General features: G+C 62.7%; 19 protein-coding genes. 3 read left to right on the top strand and 16 right to left on the bottom strand.

Annotated elements, in window-relative coordinates; all coding sequences use genetic code 11:
* Positions 1 to 88: 88 nt before the first annotated feature.
* The 11 genes from HCH03_RS06510 to HCH03_RS06460 all read right to left on the bottom strand — a co-directional run bounded on the left by HCH03_RS06510 (position 89) and on the right by HCH03_RS06460 (position 11,099).
* Positions 89 to 913 carry a glycosyltransferase family 32 protein gene (locus HCH03_RS06510; protein ID WP_221688830.1) on the bottom strand — a complete coding sequence of 275 codons (825 nt, stop codon included), beginning with the start codon at positions 911 to 913 and terminating at the stop codon, positions 89 to 91.
* 206 nt (positions 914 to 1,119) lie between these two features.
* Entirely contained in the window at positions 1,120 to 1,986 is an 867-nt protein-coding gene (locus tag HCH03_RS06505; RefSeq protein ID WP_221688829.1) for an SDR family NAD(P)-dependent oxidoreductase, read from the bottom strand.
* 1 nt (position 1,987) lies between these two features.
* Positions 1,988 to 3,748: a 2-succinyl-5-enolpyruvyl-6-hydroxy-3-cyclohexene-1-carboxylic-acid synthase gene (menD, locus tag HCH03_RS06500; RefSeq protein ID WP_221688828.1), complete on the bottom strand. Its 1,761-nt coding sequence runs from the start codon at positions 3,746 to 3,748 to the stop codon at positions 1,988 to 1,990.
* Positions 3,733 to 4,857, bottom strand: a complete 1,125-nt coding sequence (locus HCH03_RS06495) for a polysaccharide pyruvyl transferase family protein (RefSeq protein WP_221688827.1) — start codon at positions 4,855 to 4,857, stop codon at positions 3,733 to 3,735. Before HCH03_RS06495 ends, menD begins: the two co-directional genes overlap by 16 nt.
* Before the next feature lie 4 nt (positions 4,858 to 4,861).
* Positions 4,862 to 5,350 carry a glycosyltransferase gene (locus tag HCH03_RS06490; RefSeq protein ID WP_221688826.1) on the bottom strand — a complete coding sequence of 163 codons (489 nt, stop codon included), beginning with the start codon at positions 5,348 to 5,350 and terminating at the stop codon, positions 4,862 to 4,864.
* Positions 5,351 to 5,362: 12 nt separating this feature from the next.
* A complete protein-coding gene (pssD, locus tag HCH03_RS06485; protein WP_221688825.1) occupies positions 5,363 to 5,830 on the bottom strand; it encodes a PssD/Cps14F family polysaccharide biosynthesis glycosyltransferase in 468 nt (155 codons plus the stop codon).
* Positions 5,830 to 6,576, bottom strand: coding sequence for a sugar transferase (locus HCH03_RS06480; protein WP_221688824.1), 747 nt, complete (start codon positions 6,574 to 6,576; stop codon positions 5,830 to 5,832). Before HCH03_RS06480 ends, pssD begins: the two co-directional genes overlap by 1 nt.
* 251 nt (positions 6,577 to 6,827) lie before the next feature.
* Complete coding sequence (gene loaP / locus HCH03_RS06475; RefSeq protein ID WP_221688823.1) at positions 6,828 to 7,367, bottom strand: antiterminator LoaP; 540 nt, start codon at positions 7,365 to 7,367, stop codon at positions 6,828 to 6,830.
* A gap of 201 nt (positions 7,368 to 7,568) precedes the next feature.
* Positions 7,569 to 8,123 (bottom strand): transcription termination/antitermination NusG family protein, encoded by a 555-nt coding sequence (locus tag HCH03_RS06470; protein WP_221688822.1) that lies wholly within the window; start codon positions 8,121 to 8,123, stop codon positions 7,569 to 7,571.
* A 255-nt stretch (positions 8,124 to 8,378) separates the two neighbouring features.
* Positions 8,379 to 9,035, bottom strand: coding sequence for a recombinase family protein (locus tag HCH03_RS06465; protein ID WP_080143518.1), 657 nt, complete (start codon positions 9,033 to 9,035; stop codon positions 8,379 to 8,381).
* A 252-nt stretch (positions 9,036 to 9,287) separates the two neighbouring features.
* On the bottom strand, positions 9,288 to 11,099 hold the full coding sequence (locus HCH03_RS06460; protein ID WP_246599794.1) for a polysaccharide biosynthesis protein: 1,812 nt from the start codon (positions 11,097 to 11,099) through the stop codon (positions 9,288 to 9,290).
* A gap of 164 nt (positions 11,100 to 11,263) precedes the next feature.
* On the opposite strand from HCH03_RS06460, the gene HCH03_RS06455 reads away from it, so the two are divergent.
* From HCH03_RS06455 to HCH03_RS06445, 3 genes are all read left to right on the top strand, one after another.
* On the top strand, positions 11,264 to 12,577 hold the full coding sequence (locus HCH03_RS06455) for a glutamate-cysteine ligase family protein (protein WP_221688820.1): 1,314 nt from the start codon (positions 11,264 to 11,266) through the stop codon (positions 12,575 to 12,577).
* 70 nt (positions 12,578 to 12,647) lie between these two features.
* Entirely contained in the window at positions 12,648 to 13,082 is a 435-nt protein-coding gene (locus HCH03_RS06450; RefSeq protein ID WP_080145200.1) for an FKBP-type peptidyl-prolyl cis-trans isomerase, read from the top strand.
* A 151-nt stretch (positions 13,083 to 13,233) separates the two neighbouring features.
* Entirely contained in the window at positions 13,234 to 13,662 is a 429-nt protein-coding gene (locus HCH03_RS06445) for an FKBP-type peptidyl-prolyl cis-trans isomerase (RefSeq protein ID WP_080143521.1), read from the top strand.
* 103 nt (positions 13,663 to 13,765) lie between these two features.
* Here the strand turns inward: HCH03_RS06445 and HCH03_RS06440 are convergent, their stop codons facing one another.
* From HCH03_RS06440 to HCH03_RS06420, 5 genes are all read right to left on the bottom strand, one after another.
* A complete protein-coding gene (locus HCH03_RS06440) occupies positions 13,766 to 13,945 on the bottom strand; it encodes a hypothetical protein (protein ID WP_080143522.1) in 180 nt (59 codons plus the stop codon).
* A 118-nt stretch (positions 13,946 to 14,063) separates the two neighbouring features.
* Positions 14,064 to 15,215, bottom strand: a complete 1,152-nt coding sequence (locus tag HCH03_RS16780; protein WP_221688819.1) for a PucR family transcriptional regulator — start codon at positions 15,213 to 15,215, stop codon at positions 14,064 to 14,066.
* Between the two features lie 79 nt (positions 15,216 to 15,294).
* Positions 15,295 to 16,059: a glutamate synthase gene (locus tag HCH03_RS06430; protein WP_221688818.1), complete on the bottom strand. Its 765-nt coding sequence runs from the start codon at positions 16,057 to 16,059 to the stop codon at positions 15,295 to 15,297.
* Positions 16,056 to 17,414, bottom strand: a complete 1,359-nt coding sequence (locus HCH03_RS06425; RefSeq protein ID WP_221688817.1) for an NAD(P)/FAD-dependent oxidoreductase — start codon at positions 17,412 to 17,414, stop codon at positions 16,056 to 16,058. Before HCH03_RS06425 ends, HCH03_RS06430 begins: the two co-directional genes overlap by 4 nt.
* A gap of 1 nt (position 17,415) precedes the next feature.
* The gene (locus tag HCH03_RS06420; protein ID WP_080145201.1) at positions 17,416 to 17,880 is read right to left on the bottom strand and encodes a 4Fe-4S dicluster domain-containing protein; all 465 of its coding nucleotides are present in this window, start codon (positions 17,878 to 17,880) and stop codon (positions 17,416 to 17,418) included.
* Position 17,881: the final 1 nt, after the last annotated feature.

Raw genomic sequence — 17,881 nt, 5'->3', positions numbered from 1 at the left:
ATGCAACCTGTACAACCGATACACTTTCGCATCATTGAGACTGCCTTTCACCATTTTTCTGTTAGCCCTCTTCGAGACATGGTCTCGTCTACTGCCCCATTCCCTTTCCTCGACGCTTCTTCAATTTTTTAAACAGGGGGCTCAGACTTCTCTCCTTGATGCAGAGGGCGAGATTTGCGGCGACAAAAATGCACTTATGAGGTGCCCGGGGAAACCTTCTTGCTAAAGCTTGGTGCAGCTCCACCTCTTGCCTGTCTTCAGGATGCCACGATCCGCTGAAGTGATGGATTGTGTAGGAGTTATCGGTCAGCTCGATTAATCCTGTATGCCAACTTTTTGGACAGAAGAAGTCCTTTGGATAGAGAGCGAAGCCCTCGATTGTCTGCTTCCGTCCGTTCAGAACAAGCCCCGCATCGAGGCACGTATTCGTAATATACTTCGTGTTTGGTGTAGTATCGAAAGCGCCGTTTGGGAGTATGAATCTTCTTTCATCATACTCATCCAACAATCGTTTAAACAGCGGGAACCCCTTTCGGCATGCCATTATTCCGGTCGGAATACTGGTATTGGTTTCAAAACCCGAAAAGGCTTCTTCGAATAAAAAGCGGTCTATTGATCGCAGAACCTCAACGTCTGCATCCATATAAATGCCGCCATAATCAACAAGAACTTTTAGACGGGCATAATCGCTTACAAAAGCCCATTTTTTGCTTTTATACGCTTCAAAGCAATATCGATTCTGAGTTACGTCGAAGTTCGACTCATCCCAGCGAATTATCTCGTAATCAGGGCATTGTTCCTTCCACGACGCAACACACTTTTCTGCTAGGGGGGTCAGAGGATTTCCCCCAAACCATACATAATGAATTGTTTTAGGTATCGAATGAGAATTCGTCATCGCTACAATCGTCATTCCTCTTCGTTCGATGGATGGCACAAGCCTGCACAAACAAGACACCAACAGAGACCCGAGCCCGCATGTAAACCTAATCCCGAAGCAGCAAAACTAGCCGTAATTATCTGCCGGTCGGCAGCCGACGCCTTATCTGCCACCCAGCAGATCAAATTGCTATATCAACTAAAGAAAGCATGCAATGGGCCAACGACAGCACGGCAGCATCACTCATCCGCCGCCTCATCCCAGAACGCCTTAATATGATTGCCGGCGTTGGTGTGAATCACCTCTCCGGAAATGCACTTGGAAGCGTCTGACAACAGGAAGAGCGCGACCTCAGCGACCTCTTCGGGCAAGAAAGTCCTTCCCGAGGCGCAGTCGCGCCAAAGGTTGCCGTCGGATGCGTCAGCATATTCGGCTGTCATGTCAGAAAGCGTCACACCCGGAGCAATCGCGTTTACGCGGACGCCGCGCTTGTATGCGCGACGCGAAGCAGCGCGCACGAAGCTGTCCATAGCAGCCTTGGTCATGCCGTAAGGAGTGTCGTAAGCCTGCATCCCGGTCTCCGAAGTGACGACAAGCAGACTCCCGGAGGGCTCTGCCGCGCTCAAACGGCGCTCCAAGAACTCCTTGGAAAGGAAGAAAGCCCCGCGTACGTTGGTTTCGAACTGCGCGTCGAACCCCTCGACCGTGACGTTGGAGAAATGCCCCTCGTGCAGCGATACTCCGGCGTTGCAGACGAGGCTGTCGGCGGAACCGCCCAACCGCTCTTCGCAGGCGTCCAGGAACCTTGGAGCATGTTCGACATCGCGCACATCGGCGACCATGTACGACGCCGACGCGCCGATCTTCCCGCACGCACGTCTTAGGGTTTCCTCGTTGCGACCGGACACAATCACGCGGGCGCCCTCCGAGGCGAAACGCTCGGCAATGGCAAAACCGAGACCTCGCCCGCCGCCGGTGACGATGACGCGTCTGCCCGCAAGGAGCGAGCCTGATTCCACCCGGGCCACTTCAACCGTCACGTGCTGTGTCGACGAGGAGGACAGGACGAACTTCGCGACCTTCCTTATGTATCTCTTGATTCCCATGCTAGCCCCTCTTGAAGATACCCGCAATGTGTTGGGCCTTCTCTTGTCCGATCGTCCTCTTGACAAGCTCCTTGGAGCGGCGAATCGCCTCGGACTGTGCATCGCGCGGGCGGGTCGCATCGTAGATGTCGTAGAGCGCCTCGGAATCGGAGCACATCTCAGTGAAAACCTCCAGGATGATGGGTTCCTCCGCACCGTCGTCGAAGAACTCCTCCAGCGCGGCGTCCAGCTCCGCCTCGTTCCGCGCAGACAGGTACCGGAACCCGCACTCGCGGATCCAGCCCTCGCCTTTCGTGTGGTGGCGTGCCGTCGTGTGCAGGTCGGACGCCTCGTTCTTCCACATGCGGTTGTAGTAGAACTCCTCGCCGCCCTGGTTGTTCAGAAACAGAATGCGAACCTTATCAGAGACGTGGCGAATGCGAAGGGCGTTCATGTCGTAAAAGAAGGCGAGGTCGCCAACCACCAGGTAAGCTGGCTTTCCGTCTGCTGCCGCCTGGCCGAGCAGAGACGATACGGGACCGTCGATACCGTGAGTCCCGATATTCGCATACACCTTGATTCCGGGATTTAGCTCGAAGAAGTTGGTGATGCGAATCGCATTGTTGATTGCAAGGTGGAGAATCGACCCGGAAGGAATCCTCTCGACGACCTCCCTAATGGCGAGGACGTTCGACCACGGCAGTTCTGGGACTGCCGCCGATGCTTCATACGTCTTGAGCGAAGCGAGATACTCCCCATCGTTCGACCCTCCCGCAAGGGCGTCCGCCATGCCGCCGAAGAAGGCCTCCGGCGTGCATTCGAAAATGGTCGTAAGGCTCTTGTACATATCGCAGACCGAGCCGTCCTCGCGAACGGACCAATGCTCAAAGCATCCCGCCTTCTTGCGGAGCATATCCTTGAGCCCCGCCGTCATGTTCCCACCGAAAGAAATCACGATGTCAGGCACGAACTCGGAGAACTTCTTCTCCGTTATGTAGCGGTACTCCATGCAAAGCGTGGGGTTGAAAGCGTGGTCACGCGGAATGTTCGCCATAAGCTCGGCGGCCACGGCGACGTTGCACGAGCGACAAAAGCGGTCGAGAGCTTCCGCGAGTTCGGGCGAGGCGCCCGTGGTCTGCCCGGCAACGACGAGGACGCGCTTAGCCCCGGCCAACATCTCCGCATAGGGTGCCCAGTCATCACGCTCCTCGACGCAGCGAATCCGCGTGACCCTCGGCAGCTCGCGCACGTTGAAAGAGTTGTTGTAGCTCTTCATGGGCACGTTAATATGCACTGGCCCCGTACCGCGATGGTCAAGCTCGAGCAGAGCCTCATTGACCAAGCGCTGGCAGAAAAGGAAATCGTCGTGGTCATTTACAATCGGCAGGTTCACTGACTTGCGCACGTGACGATCGAACATGCCCGCCTGGTCAATCATCTGGTCCTCCCACTGCCCAAGCATCGCTGGGTCGCGATCGCTGGTAAGCACAACAAGAGGGACGCCCTGGTAGAAAGCCTCGGTAACCGGTGGCCAATAGTTGCAAGTTGCCGTCGACGACGTGCAGGAGATGACGACCGGCTCGCCAGATTCCTGCGCGAGGCCGAGTGCGAAGTAGCCCGCGCTCCGCTCGTCTACAATCGAGTAGCACTCGAAGAACGGATCCTCTTCGACGGAGTGCACAAACGGCACGTTACGGCTACCCGCCGATAACACGCAGCGGCGAATGCCGTACTCCTTCAGAAGCGAGATGATGATTTGGTACGCCTTCAACTCTGTGTACATGCTGAGACCTCCTTGGCCAGGTATTCGGCAGCGTCGGCGCGGCCCCTCTCAATGCGAGCACGGGCGGACTCCCAATCCGGAGCCTCATCGAGCAGTTGCGCAAAATCTTCTTTTGATGAGGCGATCCTATCCTCCAGATCGAGCCTGCCAATCAGATCGGTCAGCTTCTCGGCATTACCGTAGCCCTCCGTGCGAACGATCGTGGCGAACGGACGCTCCGCGATGGTTGAAAGAATGGTTCCGTGGAACGTGTCAGTGAGAACGCACTCGGCCCCTTTGAACGCCGCCAAGACCTCGAACGGGCCGAGGTCGAGGAACTCGTCGCAGCAGCCCTGCACGCCCCCGACGTTCACAACTTTGAGGCGGCGCCTGTCCGCATAGGCACGCAGCGCCGAGCACTCGCTCGCCGCGAGCCTGCCCGAATAGGCGTAGGCAATCATGTAGCGACCCGCAACGGGAGGTGCCGGAACGTCCTCCTCACCGAAGAAATCCCAGGCGAGAACGGGATCCAAGTTCCGGACGGGATCGGCCCCAATGAGCTCGCACACGACCGACGCACTATTCTCATCCCGCACAGATACTGCATCGAAACGGGAAAGCCAACCCGAAACCTCGTCCGCCACCCCATACTCATGTAGCTTTGCAACGGTGGTGTTTCCGCAGGAGGCGGCGTAGGTGACGAGCCGTCCCGCCTCCGACGCCGCGCCGAAGAGGTCCGAGGTGTAACCGACATTGGGATTAGACTGCACGCAGTTGAACACCTCGTCGGAACCAATCACGAGCATGTCAAGGTCATCTGTGCGGTAGTCAGGCTCATCCGGCAGAGCGAGCAGCGGCCATGATCGCAAGTCGTACCGGCGTTTGTAGTTGGCATACGCGATCTTCGCGGCAAGTGGACCGGGACCGCTGAGGACCTCGGTGAGCTTGGCTGCAGGACGCGGAAGACGGGATGCTTTCGACTCGACTAGACAGCGTCCCGGACGGAAGTCCACAAAGCGTGCCTCGCAGCCGAGCGATTCGAGCAGGCGTTTCAGCCCATACGCCTGCAGAAACGACCCATAGTTGCGTATGCGTTGCATCGACAGTATGCCGACCTTTGGCTTGCGCATCTTCTTACAATCTTTCTATCAGAAGCTCAAGCTCGTCGCAGAACTTCGCGTTATGGCTCTCAAAGCTCATGCCGTCTGCGGTGCGACGCCGAGCCTCTTCGATGGCGGCGGGCAGATCAATCATGTCTGAGACGGGAACGATGCCGCCCTGCCTCTCGGCAACCTCATGGACGAAATCAGTTTGATGATCGTTGACGTGCTCACCGAGCTCTGCCCGCCTGGGAACCACGACGGGCACCTTGCCCGCAGCCATCGCCTCGATGAAGCTCGATGGGCCACCGTGAGTTACGACGACGTCGGCAGCTTCCATGCGGGAACGCATCTCGAACGCTGGAAGAAACTTCTTCCATTCGCAACTCTTCGGCTCGTATACGCAATAGCCCGTTTGAATGAAGACGGGCTCATCGACAGCCCCATCCGCCACCAGGCGGTCCATCGACTTGACCAGGCGGTCGAATTGCTGCTCATGGGTGCCCACGGTCACAAAAATCATCTGCCGCCTCCCCTAAAAAATTGATCCGAGGTCAACAGATCCCTGGTAGACCGAAGTCATCTCAGGCCATTGAACGACAAAGAGATCGGTAAACCGGCGAACGAGCCTGCCGGTGAGCGTCGGAGCATCGATGCGGTCGAAAACTTCGACATAGACGGTTTTAGCGCCCATCAGTTTTCCGACAAGAAAGAAAGGCACGGCTACCGCCGCCCCCGACGAGATAATCAAATCGGGGCGCTCTTTCCGGAGAATCCCAATCGACAGTATCGTGTTCCTCACGGTGTTTTTTACATTGCGATTCGTAGGGAAGAAACAATGGTAGACTCGCTCCCCGGCAAGAGCCGCGTTAGCATCAGCCTTATCGAAAGTCACCCAGAAGCGGTCATGCGCCTTCTCTATGACAGGCATGAGCATTCTCATGTGAGTGAGATGCCCACCACTTGATGCGGGAATGCACACCTTCGCCTTGGACAGCTCCATCAGCATGCCCCCTTGCCCGTGAACATTACCGCAACCGTGCGGGCGATCACCTTGAGGTCGGTGATGACCCCACGCTCCCGGATGTACTTGAGGTCCAGATCCACCATGTCGTCGAAGCTCGTTTCGCTGCGGCCGCTCACCTGCCAGTAGCCCGTGAGTCCGGGCTTCACCGACAGGCGGCGCATGGCGCGCTCGTCGTATTGGGCCACCTCAGAGGGCAGGGGCGGCCTCGGACCCACGCAGGAGAGATGTCCGAGCAGACAGTTCACGAACTGCGGGAGCTCGTCTATTGAATGCTTGCGGATGAAGCGGCCGATGCGCGTTACGCGGGGGTCATCCTTGATCTTGAACAGCGGGCCGTCGGCCTCGTTCATGTGCTGCAGCTCGGACAGGCGCTCGTCGGCGTCGGCATACATACTGCGAAACTTGTACATGTCGAACGTCGCGACCTCGCCATTACGGCTGACGCGGCCCACGCGCTTCTGGGAGTAGATGGGGCAACCGGACGACTCTATGCGAATGGCGATGCATAGCGCGATGGACGGAATCAGCAGTACGGCGATCGCGCCTAACGAAAAGACGATATCGAACGTGCGCTTCGCAAAACGGTAAGCCACCCGCCTTTCCGCACTTAAGGGGATCGAAGCGAGGCTCTCCGACGCTGGTTCGGACACGAGAAATACCGCATCAGGCACCTCGAGCGTCTCTTCCCCTTCGACCGCTACTGCGGGTTCTTCGACGGTCATGCGGCCGCCTTCTCTTGGCGATTCGTTCGGATGATGCGGAACACAGCTACCTCGTCCGAGTCGGCAGGTGGAAATGCAACTGGCAGAGCGCTAAGATCAACGCCCCCCCCCCGATTGCGCACGCCTTAAGAGATTCGGCTGACGCCGCAGGAGATCCTTCGACTGCGGCGGCTCCGCCGCCTCCGCTCAGGATGACAGGGAGAACCGACTTTCGGCTTCCGCTCCGCACGCCATACCGCACGGGGATGTTGTTATTTTTCAGGCCTTCGGCCGACAATTGCGAGTCCGATCTCTACGTTGATGGTTCTTCCGAACATGCTCACTTCGACGCGGGCGGTTCCTTTGCGGCAGTTGACCTCGGTGATCCAGCCTTCGCGGCCGATCATGGGACCCTCGGTGACCACCACCTCGTCGCCTTCCATCACCGCCTTCGACAGGTGAATCGTGCGATGCTTCTCGGTGGTGAAGGCGTTGATGAACGCCTTTTCCGACCGATCGAGGGGAACGAACGACTTCTCGCTGCCGAGCATGCGCGTGAACGTGGGGATCCTTCCCAAACGGTCGTTCAGCTCGCCGACACGGTTGGTGACGGCTATGACGTAGCCGGGGAACAGGTTGCGCGTGAGGGTGCGGTACTGCCCGTGGAACTTGCGTTCCACCTGGTAGCGCGGCACGAAGCATTCCTTGAGGACGGGCCTGCCATCCCGGGAGAGCTCGCCGGCTGCATGCAGGTTGATGAGCTCGCACGCCTTGTCCTCTTGCCCTGACAGCACTTGGATCACGTACCACATGAGCGGCCTCCTCGTTCTCGGGCGGACACGGCTTCGCCATGCGGGCCCTTCGGCCCGCGGCATCGAGAGTATGCATTCCCCTGGTTCCGCTCGGCCCGCCGATGGCACCGCCCGCGCTTCTCAGGATATGTTCGTCGCGGTTTCCCGCTGGGAGCCCAACGCGCCTCCGCTTTGGGCTCCCAGCGGGAAACCGGGGTCGTGCTAGTTCTTCACCGGAACGTTCAGCGCCGCTTGCAGCACGCAGTCGCCGTCGCCCCCTTCGTCGAAACGGAGATAGGCCATCCGCTTGTGGCGGTTGATCTTGCGCACACGACCCTCGCAGCCGCGCAGCGGGCCCCGCTCCACGCGCAGGACGCCGCCCTCGATGCGGCCCTCGCTCGCACGCAGCACGTGCGCGTCGTCGAGCGCCGATTCGAGCCACGTCTGCACCGCGGACGAAAGCGGCGCGTACGAGCGGTCCCTCCTGCCCACGAGCGACACGGGAAACGACAATTGCCCGAGCGCCTTCGACAGGGCACGCACGTCGCGCGTGGCCACGAACACGTACTCGCTGAACATGGGGTGGACGACGATGCGCCAAGCGCCCTCGTACTTCATGTACCGTTCGTATTTGGGAACGAAGCAGTCTTCGACGAGATCCGACGCCAGAAGCTGGCGGCACTTACCCGCCACCGCATCCTCACGGCCTTCGGGCACGTGAATGGCGTACCAGCGAAGCGCACCGTCGCGAGACGGGCCGTTCGACAGGAACCCCATGGGCAATTCTCTGCGCTGTCGTGCCTCCGCTGCCACCGGCTTCCTCCCTCGCATGCTTCGTGCAAGTTCGGATGCTGCGGCTGACGGGGCGAATCGCCGCCACGCCTGAGCCGCTGTAGCAAACGTAGACTTTTTGACAAAGATGGCCGATAATCTCGATTGAAAGAAAAGCGCAGGTCGGATGCAAGGCCTTGGAAATATGGCAAGCTAGTTATACGTGCGACAAAAAGTCTACGTTTTGGCAACGAAAATTATTCAGACGGCTTTTTCGACTGGCCTTTCGCCGCGAGCGACTTCTTCGTTTTGAGCGCCCTCTTTTTTCATCCATCGATCGAACGTCCTGGTGCACACGCACAGGCGCTTGGCAGCTTCCGCGCGTGTGACCTGGCCCGATAGGTATGCCGTTTTGACGGATTGAAATGTGCTGGGCAGCTCGATGGCCGGTCGGCCGAACCGCACGCCGCGCGCTTGGGCCGCTGCGATGCCCTCCGCTTGCCGTTGGCGAATGTTTTCACGCTCCAGTTGTGCAACATAACTGAGGAGCTGCAAAACGACATCGGCAAGGAACACGCCCGTGATGCCGTTTTGGTCGTTGCGCGTGTCCAAGAGCGGCATGTCGAGCACCACGACATGCACCCGCTTCACCTTCGTGAGGATGCGCCATTGCTCGAGTATCTCGTTGTAGTTTCTCCCCAGCCTGTCGATGCTCTTAACCACCATCACGTCGCCGGGCTCGAGCCGCTCGACCAACCTGCGGTATTCGGGCCGCTCGAAATCCTTGCCGCTCGCCTTGTCTGCGAAGATGCGCTCCGCCGCAACGGGAAACTCAGTCAAGGCGTCTATCTGTCGACTGAGCTTCTGATCCTTTGCCGATACGCGCGCGTATCCGTACACGTTGCCTTCTCGCTTCATTGCTCACCCCATCGCTTTCGGAAAAGCGAGCCCTTTTGGGCCGCTTCGCCATCGGCCGCCAAAAGAGGAGCCGACTGGCGCACGGCCCGTCGGCTTAGGGTTTATTATCGCGAATCGGCGTCGTTCGGGCCATGCGAGTGGAATTGAGACGAGGGAGCATGCTGTGGAGGTGTAGGTGCGCTTGCCGCATGGGTTTCGCAGGGTGCAGCAGCCCGCCCCTACGGAGGGGGTATCGCCAGCCGGAGAGCTTCCCTACGCGCAGTTCTTGGTGTGGCGGTAGGTGGGGACGGCTTCCTCGAGGATGCGCACGGCTTCCTCGTCGGTTTTGCCGATGGCCCCCTCCAGCTCGTCGAGCTTGGCGGCCACCTCGTCGTAGCTGATCTCCTGGCCGGTGGATATCATGATGGACTTGTTGTCGGTGGGAAGCGTGCTCTCCTCGTCCATGAGCAGCTCCTCGTACATCTTCTCGCCGTCGCGCAGACCCGTGAACGTGATCTTCACGTCCACGTCGGGCACGAGGCCCTGCAGCTGGATGAGGCCCTTCGCCAAGTCGACGATCTTCACCGGCTCGCCCATGTCGAGGATGAATATCTCGCCACCGTGCGCCATGCCGCCCGCTTGGATGACCAAGCGCGACGCCTCCGGGATGGTCATGAAGAAGCGCTCGATCTCGGGGTGCGTGACCGTGACGGGGCCGCCGGCCGCGATCTGGCGCTGGAACACGGGGATGACGCTGCCGTTGCTGCCCAGCACGTTGCCGAACCGTACGGCCGAGAAGATGGTCTTCGACGTGCGGGCGTAGTACTGCATGATCATCTCGCCCATGCGCTTCGTGGCGCCCATGACGCTCGTGGGGTTCACGGCCTTGTCGGTGGAGATGAAGATGAAGCGCGCCGCGCCGTACGCGTCGGCGGCCTTCACCACGTTGAGCGTGCCGAACACGTTGTTGTGGAGCGCCTCGCGCGGGCATGCCTCCATGAGCGGCACGTGCTTGTGGGCTGCGGCGTGGAACACGGCGCCGGGGCGGTACTTCGCGAACACCTCCGCCACGCGGGCCTCGTCGCACACGCTGCCGATCTCGATGATCACGTCGATGTCGTCGTACTCGGACAGCAGCTCGTTGCGCAGCATGTAGGCGTCGTTCTCGTAGATGTCGAACACGACGATGCGCGCGGGCGCAACCTTGCACAGCTGGCGGGCGAGCTCGCTGCCGATGGAGCCGCCGCCGCCCGTGACGAGCACCGTCTCGCCGGCGATGTAGCCCGACACGGCGCGCGTGTTGAGGATGATCTCCTCGCGGCCCAGCAGGTCGGCCACGTCGACGTCGCGCAGCCGCACGTCGCCGATCTCGTCAAGCGAGAGCTCACGGATGTTGGGCAGCGTGCGCAGCTTGCACTCGGTCTTCGTGCACTCGCCGTAGATGCGCTTGCGGTCCTCGAGCGAGGCGGAGGGGATGGCCACGACGATCTGCTCGATGTCGTAGCGCTCCACCAGCTCGACGATGTCCTCGGTGGTGCCCGCCACCTTCACGCCGTGGATGCGGCTGCCGCGCTTGGAGACGTCGTCGTCGGTGGCGACGATGGCGACGCCGGGCATGAGCGGATCCTTCGACGCCATGCGGCCGATGGCGAGCGAGCCCGTCTCCCCCGCGCCCACGATGAGCGTGCGCGGCCGGTCGCAGGCGCGCTGCGCGGAGCCCAGGGCGCGCTTCTTCTGGCGCATGACGCGGAAGATCAGGCGTATGCCGCCCATGAAGAATATGAGCAGGAAGCACGAGACGAAGAACACGCGGATGGGCAGGCGCACGTCGATGATCCACAGGAACACGGCGCCGATGAGCGTGGACAGCACCACGGCGAACATGATCTGGATGGCCTCGTCGACGCTGGCGTACTCCCAGAGGTTGTTGTACAGCCTGAACAGGCCCAACACGGCCACGTTGATGAGCGCGAGGATGCCCAGCATGAAGAAGATCTCGTTGTTGACGAACACCTCGTCCTCGACGGCGGTGAGCAACGACGCGAGCCAGTAGGCGGCGTACGTCGCTACGATATCGAGCAGCAAAAGCAGCGCTGTTCTTTTTGTGATATGAGCATCCAAAGGTTGCCCCGTCCCCGAATGGAAAAGCGAATGATGACATTTTGCCGACAAAGCATGGCAGCCAAAAGGGTATTGTATACAAAGTAACGTAACCTTGCACGGACCAATGCTTTTCAGGAGCTTGCTACATGAATAAAACAGCCGCAGCGGATGTGGTCGACACACCCGCGACCGAACCGGATACCCCCGTTGACCAGCCCGCACGGTCGAGCAACGTCGACGCCATCGTCTCGTACTTCGAAAGCGGCATCACGCCCGCCGACGCGCCGGGCGAGCTGGGGATCGAGCTGGAGCACACCCTCGTGCACGACAACCTGAGCCCTGTGTCGTACAGCGAGCCCTACGGCGTGGAATGGCTGCTGGGCCAGCTGGAAGCCGACTTCCCCTCCACGACGCGCGATCCCGAGGGCGACCTTCTGGGCGTCGCCCGCCCCGGCGAGGCCGTGACCATCGAGCCGGCGGCGCAGGTGGAGCTCTCGGCCGGACCGTACCGGAACCTCGACGAAGCGCTCGAGGCGTTCGAGGCGTTCGAGCGGAAGCTGTCCTCGGTGCTGGAGCCGCACCGTGAGCGCGCGCTCACGGTGGGCTACCACCCCTCCGCCAAGGCGCTGGATTTGGAGCTCATTCCCAAGCGACGCTACAAGTTCATGAACCTGTACCTGGGCGAGAAGGGGCCGTTCGGGCCGCGCATGATGCGCGGCAGCGCCTCCACGCAGGTGTCGATAGACTACTGGTCGACGGCCGACTGCCTGCGCAAGCTGCGGCTGGCGTTCGCGCTCGTGCCGCTGTTCTCGCTCATGTGCGACAACGCGCCGGTGTTCGAGGGAGCGCCGCGCACCCACGAGCTCGTGCGCACCGAGATATGGCGGTACTGCGACCCCGACCGCTGCGGCCTGGTGCCCGGCGTGATGGACCCGGCGTTCGACCTGCGCCGTTACGCGGAGTACATTCTGGACACGCCGGCCATCCTCATACCCTGCCGCAAGGAGCAGTGGTGCTACTCGGAGCGCACGTTCGGCGAGATATACGCCGAACGCACCATGACGCGCGCCGAGGTGGAGCACGCCGTGTCCATGTTCTTCAACGACGTGCGCTTGAAAACGTACATCGAGATCAGGCCCGCCGACGCCATGCCCGTACCCTATGTGGTGGCGTACGCCGGCCTGGTGAAGGGGCTGTTCTACGACGCCGCCAACCTCGACGCGCTCGACGAGCTGTTCGCCGGTGTGGACGGAACCGCCGTCGAGGCGGCCAAGGACGCGCTCATGGAGCGGGGCTACGAGGCCGAGGTGTACGGGCGGCCCGTGGCCGAGCTGGTCGACGAGATCGTGCGGCTGGCGCGCCGGGGGCTCGCGGAGGACGAGCGGCGCTACCTGGAACCGCTTGCGCGCCTCGCGGAGCAGCGCGTCACGCTGGCCGATTTGGCGGAACGCGAAGGCTAGGGAGAGCCTGACGGCTTGTCATCCTGAGCGGAGCGAACGATGGCGGCAGATGCAGAGCAAGGAGGTTGACGTGGACAACGCGGGCAAGATGGTGAGGGTGGCGTACAAGGGCTTCTTCGACGACGGTGCCGTGTTCATCGACCAGACGGAGCAGCCCATCGAGTTCCCCTGCCTGGACGGGTGGATGCCTCCGGCGTTCATCGAAACCGTGCGCGATATGGAGGTGGGCGAGACGCGGCGGGTCCATGTGGGCGCGAACGAGGCCTACGAGGAGCGCACCGACGAGCGCGTCATGGAGGTGGAGCGCGCGAAGATCCCCGCATCGGTGAAGCTGGTGGTGGGCGAGATGGTGAATTTGGAGGATCCCACGGGTCAGACCTACCCGGCGCGTTTGGTGGAGTTGACCGACGAGAAGGCCGTGTTCGACATGAACCACGAGGCCATCGCCAAGGCGCTCAACTTCGAGATGACGCTGCTGGGCGTGGAAGAGCTGCCGCATCGCTGAGCGGGGCGGGCCGCATGCTCCGGCGGGCCGCATGCTCCGGATGTCAACGAACTTATGGCAACTTGGAGAGGGTTTCAGCCCTGGGACGAGGCCGCATGAGCCGTTGGGGTAGACTGGATCCACGGTTTTTCACATTGAGAGGAGCTCGTTCATGAGCAACGAAGGCAAGAAGGTCAAAGTCCACTACACCGGCACGCTTGACGACGGCACGAAGTTCGACTCGTCGGTCGACCGCGGAGAGCCCATCGAGTTCACCTGCGATGCCGGCCAGATGATCCCCGGTTTCGACGCCGCGGTGAAGGACATGGCCCAGGGCGAGACGAAGAACGTGCACATCCCCGCCGCCGAGGCGTACGGCGAGCGCCGCGAGGACATGGTGCAGAAGGTTCCCGTGAGCCAGATCCCCAACGGCGAGCAGCTTCCCGTGGGCCAGACCGTGTACATGCGCGGCCCGGGCGGTCAGTCGTTCCCCGTGTTCGTTGAGTCCATCGAGGACGGCATCGCCACGTTCGACATGAACCACGAGCTGGCCGGCAAGGACCTCAACTTCGAGATCACGCTGGTGGAGGTTGCCGACTAACGGCATCCTGTTTGCAGATGCGTTGAGAAGGGGCACCCGCGGGCGCCCCTTCTTCTTTGCGATAGGTGCGCGCGCCGGAGCGCCGCGCACCGCAGTCGCGCGCTCACTCCCGCGCGGCGCCCACGACGCCGGCGTCGATGATGGAGCACAGGGCGCTGCTGGCGCGCTCGCCCTCGATGCCGAGCGTCTCGAAGCGCTTCGCCAACTTGAGGCAGTAGCTCAGCTCATGGAGCGGCAGCTCCGCCAGAGCCGACACGGCTTGCTCGTTGAGCAGGTTCTTCATGGGGTTCTCCTCTCGCTCGCTTCCCTTGCGCCTCCCAGTGTACGGCGCGGGCGCCGGCAAGCGTTTGGAGGGGCGTGACAATCGGGAGGCCTCCTTTTGTCCGATCGGACAAAAGGAGCTACGCGCCCAAGGCCACGAACGCGAGGAAACGGGCGAGCTCGCGGTCGGACGCCTCGGGCATGCCGAGCACGTCCCTTGCCTTGCGCAGGCGGTAGCGCACGGTGTTCGGGTGCTGGCCGAGGCGCTCGGCCGCCATGCGAACGTCTCCGCACGAGGCGGCGAACGCCTCGGCCGTCGCGGCGAGCTCGGCGTCGTTCGCCTCGTCGTAGGAGGCGAGCAGGTTGCGGTAGAGCGCGCAGGTGCGGGCGAACAGCCGGTCCTCGCGCGCGGCGATGCGAAACGCACCCTCGCGCATGTCGGCCCAGAGCACGGCCGCGACGTTGCGGGAACGGGCCTCGCCGAGGGCCGCGAGCGCCTGGCGGATGGCCAGGTCGCCCTCCGAAAGCGGCGTCTCCTCCCCCATGCCGCAGAACAGGGGCGCGGCAGAGGTCGCGCGAGCGAGCAGGTCGGCCTCCGACCGCGAGCGCGCGCAGGCAGGCGGCTGCGCGTACGACACGAACGCGAGCAGCGCGCCGTGGTAGCGGCAGGCGCGCGCGTCCACGACGCTGCCCCAGTCGCGGCGGAACGCGGCGAGCACGCCGTCGAGCACGCCGAGCGCGGCGTATAGCGAGCATTCGTCGTCCGCTCGCGGGGCGACGGCAAGGCACTGCACGGTCGACCCGGTGAGGCCGGCTATCTCGTAGAGGGCCGCGCGCAGGGCCGAGCCGTCGTGCCCGGCGAGCAGCGCGTCGATCTTGCGCCCTTTGTCCGACTCCTCGCCGTCGCGCCGTATGAGGTCGAGCGCCTGGTAAGCCACGACTTCGTGGTAGTCGCCCTCGTAGAGGAACAGGGGCACCCCCTGCGCCGTGCTCGCGGCCAGAACGCGATCGCCGATAGGCGGCGCGTACACCGTCTTGACGGCCACGGCGGCCACGCCGCGGGCGAGCATGGCCAGGAGGGCCCGCTCGCAGCGCTCGGGATCGTCGCGCGCGAAACCCAGGTTCGACACGATGAACTCTCCCGGCAGGTAGTCGGCGTAGGCCCCCTCGTCGGGCATGCAGTCCATGATGCCCACGTTGGACACGGGGCGCCCGTACCCGCCCGGGCACATCGCGGCAAGGCGCACCTGCTTGAAGGCGGGAAGCGCCACGATGTCCGCCACGGTTATCACGTCGACCCTCCTCTCCTGCCATCTCACGGCTTTCGGCCATGATACGGAGAAACGGCGCGGAAGTCGAGGCTAGGACGCCCTAGTTGGCGTACATGGATGCGTAGGGGCGCGAGGAGGCGGGCCTCAACCGGAAAAAGCCCGCGCCCGTCGTATCGACCGGCGCCTCGAGCTCGTCGACGAACAGCTCGTTGTAGCGGCCGAGCAACGTGCGCAACATGGCGCGGTCGTCGGCGTCGAGCGGCTCCTGCACGAGCCCGGAGGGAACGTCGGCGTCTGCAAGCTCGTGTTTCAGGTATATGACGCCGCCGTGCATGCCGGTGGCGAGGTACGCGCCGGGCTCGCCCAAGAGCACGATGACGCCGCCGGCCATGTACTCCCCCAGGAAGCTTCCCGCATCGCCTCCGACGACGATGGCCGGGCACTTCTGCTCGAACTGCTTCATATGTATGCCCACGCGCCATCCACACCCGTCGCGCACGAATATCTGCCCGCCTCGCATGCCGTACCCCGCAGCGTCGCCGCAACGCCCGTGCACCACGATGAGCCCGTCGTTCATGGTGTTGCCGATCTGGTCCTGCGCGTTGCCGAACACCTCGATGGAGCCGCCGTCCATGTAGCAGGCCATGTCGTTGCCGGGAACGCCGTGGATCTTGAGGGCCTTGCCCGCCGGCATGCCGCAGCCAAGGTAGCGCTGGGCGAACGCCCGCTCGATCTCCACCGTGTCGGCAAGCTCGAACGCCTCGCGCACGACCTCGTTGGCCTCGGTGAAGTGCTCGGTGCCGAGCGACACCGTCACCGCATTGCCGCTGACCCGCTCGGGTGCGGGAGTCGTCGTATCCGTCATGCTTGCTCCTTCCATCCGCGCGCGTCCCGATCGGCCGGGTAGCACTTGTGCAGGCGAGCCCACCGGACGTCGGCAGGGAAATCAAGGTTGAGCGGGGCGTCGGCGAATAGATCGCCCGACAGGGACGAGAGCGGGATGCGCTGCTCGATGAGCGCCGTGTATATGCCCGCGTTCGCAGGACGGTTCAGCAGGATGTAGCCCACGAGCCGGTCGTCCTTCGTCACGAACTTCGCGTACACGGAGCCCTCCGCCACCGTGCGCACATCGTAGCCGCCATCCTCGGGCGGGTTGATGACGCCCGCCGTGAGCAGCGAAATGTCGAAGAAGTCGACGGCGTTCACCGCGAAGCTGCCCAGGTAGGGCTCGGCGTCGTCGGCCCCGGCCATGTGCAGGCCCGCGACCTTGCCCTGCCGCATGGCGTTGGGCCACAGCGCAAGCGGATGCTGGGAGCCGTCCAGCAGGTCGGTCACCTGGGTCACGTCGCCGGCCGCGTACACGTCGGGCAACGTGGTTTGCAGGTCGGTGCCGCATACGAGGCCGCGCCCCTGCTCGGCGCCCGCATCGACCGCCAGCTGCGAATTCGGGCGCACGCCGACCGCCGCCACGCACAGGTCGCAGGGCAGCTCCTCGCCGTTCGTGAGCGCGAGGACGTCCACTTCGCCGTTCGCGCCGCGCAGCTCGTCCGCCGAGGTGCTGGTCAGGCAGGTGATGCCGTGCCTTGCCAGCAAGTCGAGCAGCACGGCGGCACCCTGGTCGTCCAGCACGGCCGGCAGGATGCGCGGCGCCAGTTCGAGCACGACGACGTCGTCGACGTGGTGGCTGAGCGCCTCGGCCGCCTTGAGCCCAATAAGGCCGCCGCCGATGACGACGACGCGGCTTTTGCGCTCCTCGGCATGGGCCCGCTCCGTCGCCGCGAGGGCCGCGTACCACACGCCCTTGGCATCGTCGAGCGAGAGGAACGTGAACACGTTCCTCTTTCCCTCGAGCCCCTTGATGGGCGGCATGAACGGAACGCTTCCGGTGGCGACCAGGCACTTCCCGTACGCGACGACGTCGCCGTTCGCCAGCACGGCTTCGTGCTCGGCCGCCCGGAGAGCCACGACCTCGAAGTCGGGGCCGAGCAGCGTGTCGATGGCGTTGCGCCCGTAGAAGCCCTCGTCCTTGAGGCCCATGTCCTCCTCGGTCGTCTTGCCTTCTATCAAATACGAGATAAGCGGCCGTCCGTACACGGCATAGGGCTCGCGGCTGACGACGAGAATGGATCCGCTTTCGTCGCGGGCGCGCAGGTACTCGGCGGCGGTGACGCCGGCGGCCGAGTTTCCGATGATGAGGTAGTCGGTCGTGCGGTTCGCCATGCTAGCAGCCCTCGCTTTCAACGTAGATGAGCGCGCGGTTCGGGCAGGCCGCCACGCAGCTCGGCTCGCCCGGCTGTCCCAACCCGTCGCCGCAGAGATCGCACTTGTAGGCCACGCCCTTCTCGACGGCGTCCTCGATGCGCACGCAGCCGAACGGGCACATGCCCACGCAGGTGCGGCAACCGACGCACTTCTCGGGATTCGACGTGACCACCCCGGTGACCGGGTTCTTCGTCATGGCGCCCGAGATGCAGCCCTCGACGCACTTCGGGTCGGCGCAGTGCCTGCAGTTCACCGCCACCGACAGCTGCAAGCCGCCTTCCACGCGCACGCGATTCTGGGGTTCGGGGTATTCGACCGTGAAGGCCTTGACCGTGTCCTTGCTGTGGGAATGGAACGTCTTGCAGGCCACCTCGCAGCGCTTGCAGTCGATGCACCATTGCTCGATCGCGTAGATTCGCTTCATG

Source organism: Gordonibacter massiliensis (ex Traore et al. 2017) (assembly GCF_019731765.1).
Classification (GTDB): domain Bacteria; phylum Actinomycetota; class Coriobacteriia; order Coriobacteriales; family Eggerthellaceae; genus Gordonibacter; species Gordonibacter massiliensis.
This window is presented reverse-complemented; position numbering and strand designations above follow the sequence as displayed.

Bases quoted from the DNA above. Each gene is read 5' to 3' on its own strand.
- HCH03_RS06425 (WP_221688817.1), bottom strand. From the start codon at position 17,414: ATGGCGAACCGCACGACCGACTACCTCATCATCGGAAACTCGGCCGCC.
- loaP (WP_221688823.1), bottom strand. From the start codon at position 7,367: ATGTGGTACGTGATCCAAGTGCTGTCAGGGCAAGAGGACAAGGCGTGC.
- pssD (WP_221688825.1), bottom strand. From the start codon at position 5,830: ATGGAGCTGTCCAAGGCGAAGGTGTGCATTCCCGCATCAAGTGGTGGG.
- HCH03_RS06430 (WP_221688818.1), bottom strand. From the start codon at position 16,059: ATGACGGATACGACGACTCCCGCACCCGAGCGGGTCAGCGGCAATGCG.
- HCH03_RS06505 (WP_221688829.1), bottom strand. From the start codon at position 1,986: ATGGGAATCAAGAGATACATAAGGAAGGTCGCGAAGTTCGTCCTGTCC.
- HCH03_RS06420 (WP_080145201.1), bottom strand. From the start codon at position 17,880: ATGAAGCGAATCTACGCGATCGAGCAATGGTGCATCGACTGCAAGCGC.
- HCH03_RS06465 (WP_080143518.1), bottom strand. From the start codon at position 9,035: ATGAAGCGAGAAGGCAACGTGTACGGATACGCGCGCGTATCGGCAAAG.
- menD (WP_221688828.1), bottom strand. From the start codon at position 3,748: ATGTACACAGAGTTGAAGGCGTACCAAATCATCATCTCGCTTCTGAAG.
- HCH03_RS06490 (WP_221688826.1), bottom strand. From the start codon at position 5,350: ATGATTTTTGTGACCGTGGGCACCCATGAGCAGCAATTCGACCGCCTG.
- HCH03_RS06455 (WP_221688820.1), top strand. From the start codon at position 11,264: ATGAATAAAACAGCCGCAGCGGATGTGGTCGACACACCCGCGACCGAA.
- HCH03_RS06445 (WP_080143521.1), top strand. From the start codon at position 13,234: ATGAGCAACGAAGGCAAGAAGGTCAAAGTCCACTACACCGGCACGCTT.
- HCH03_RS06510 (WP_221688830.1), bottom strand. From the start codon at position 913: ATGACGATTGTAGCGATGACGAATTCTCATTCGATACCTAAAACAATT.
- HCH03_RS06440 (WP_080143522.1), bottom strand. From the start codon at position 13,945: ATGAAGAACCTGCTCAACGAGCAAGCCGTGTCGGCTCTGGCGGAGCTG.
- HCH03_RS06470 (WP_221688822.1), bottom strand. From the start codon at position 8,123: ATGGGGTTCCTGTCGAACGGCCCGTCTCGCGACGGTGCGCTTCGCTGG.
- HCH03_RS06495 (WP_221688827.1), bottom strand. From the start codon at position 4,857: ATGCGCAAGCCAAAGGTCGGCATACTGTCGATGCAACGCATACGCAAC.
- HCH03_RS06480 (WP_221688824.1), bottom strand. From the start codon at position 6,576: ATGACCGTCGAAGAACCCGCAGTAGCGGTCGAAGGGGAAGAGACGCTC.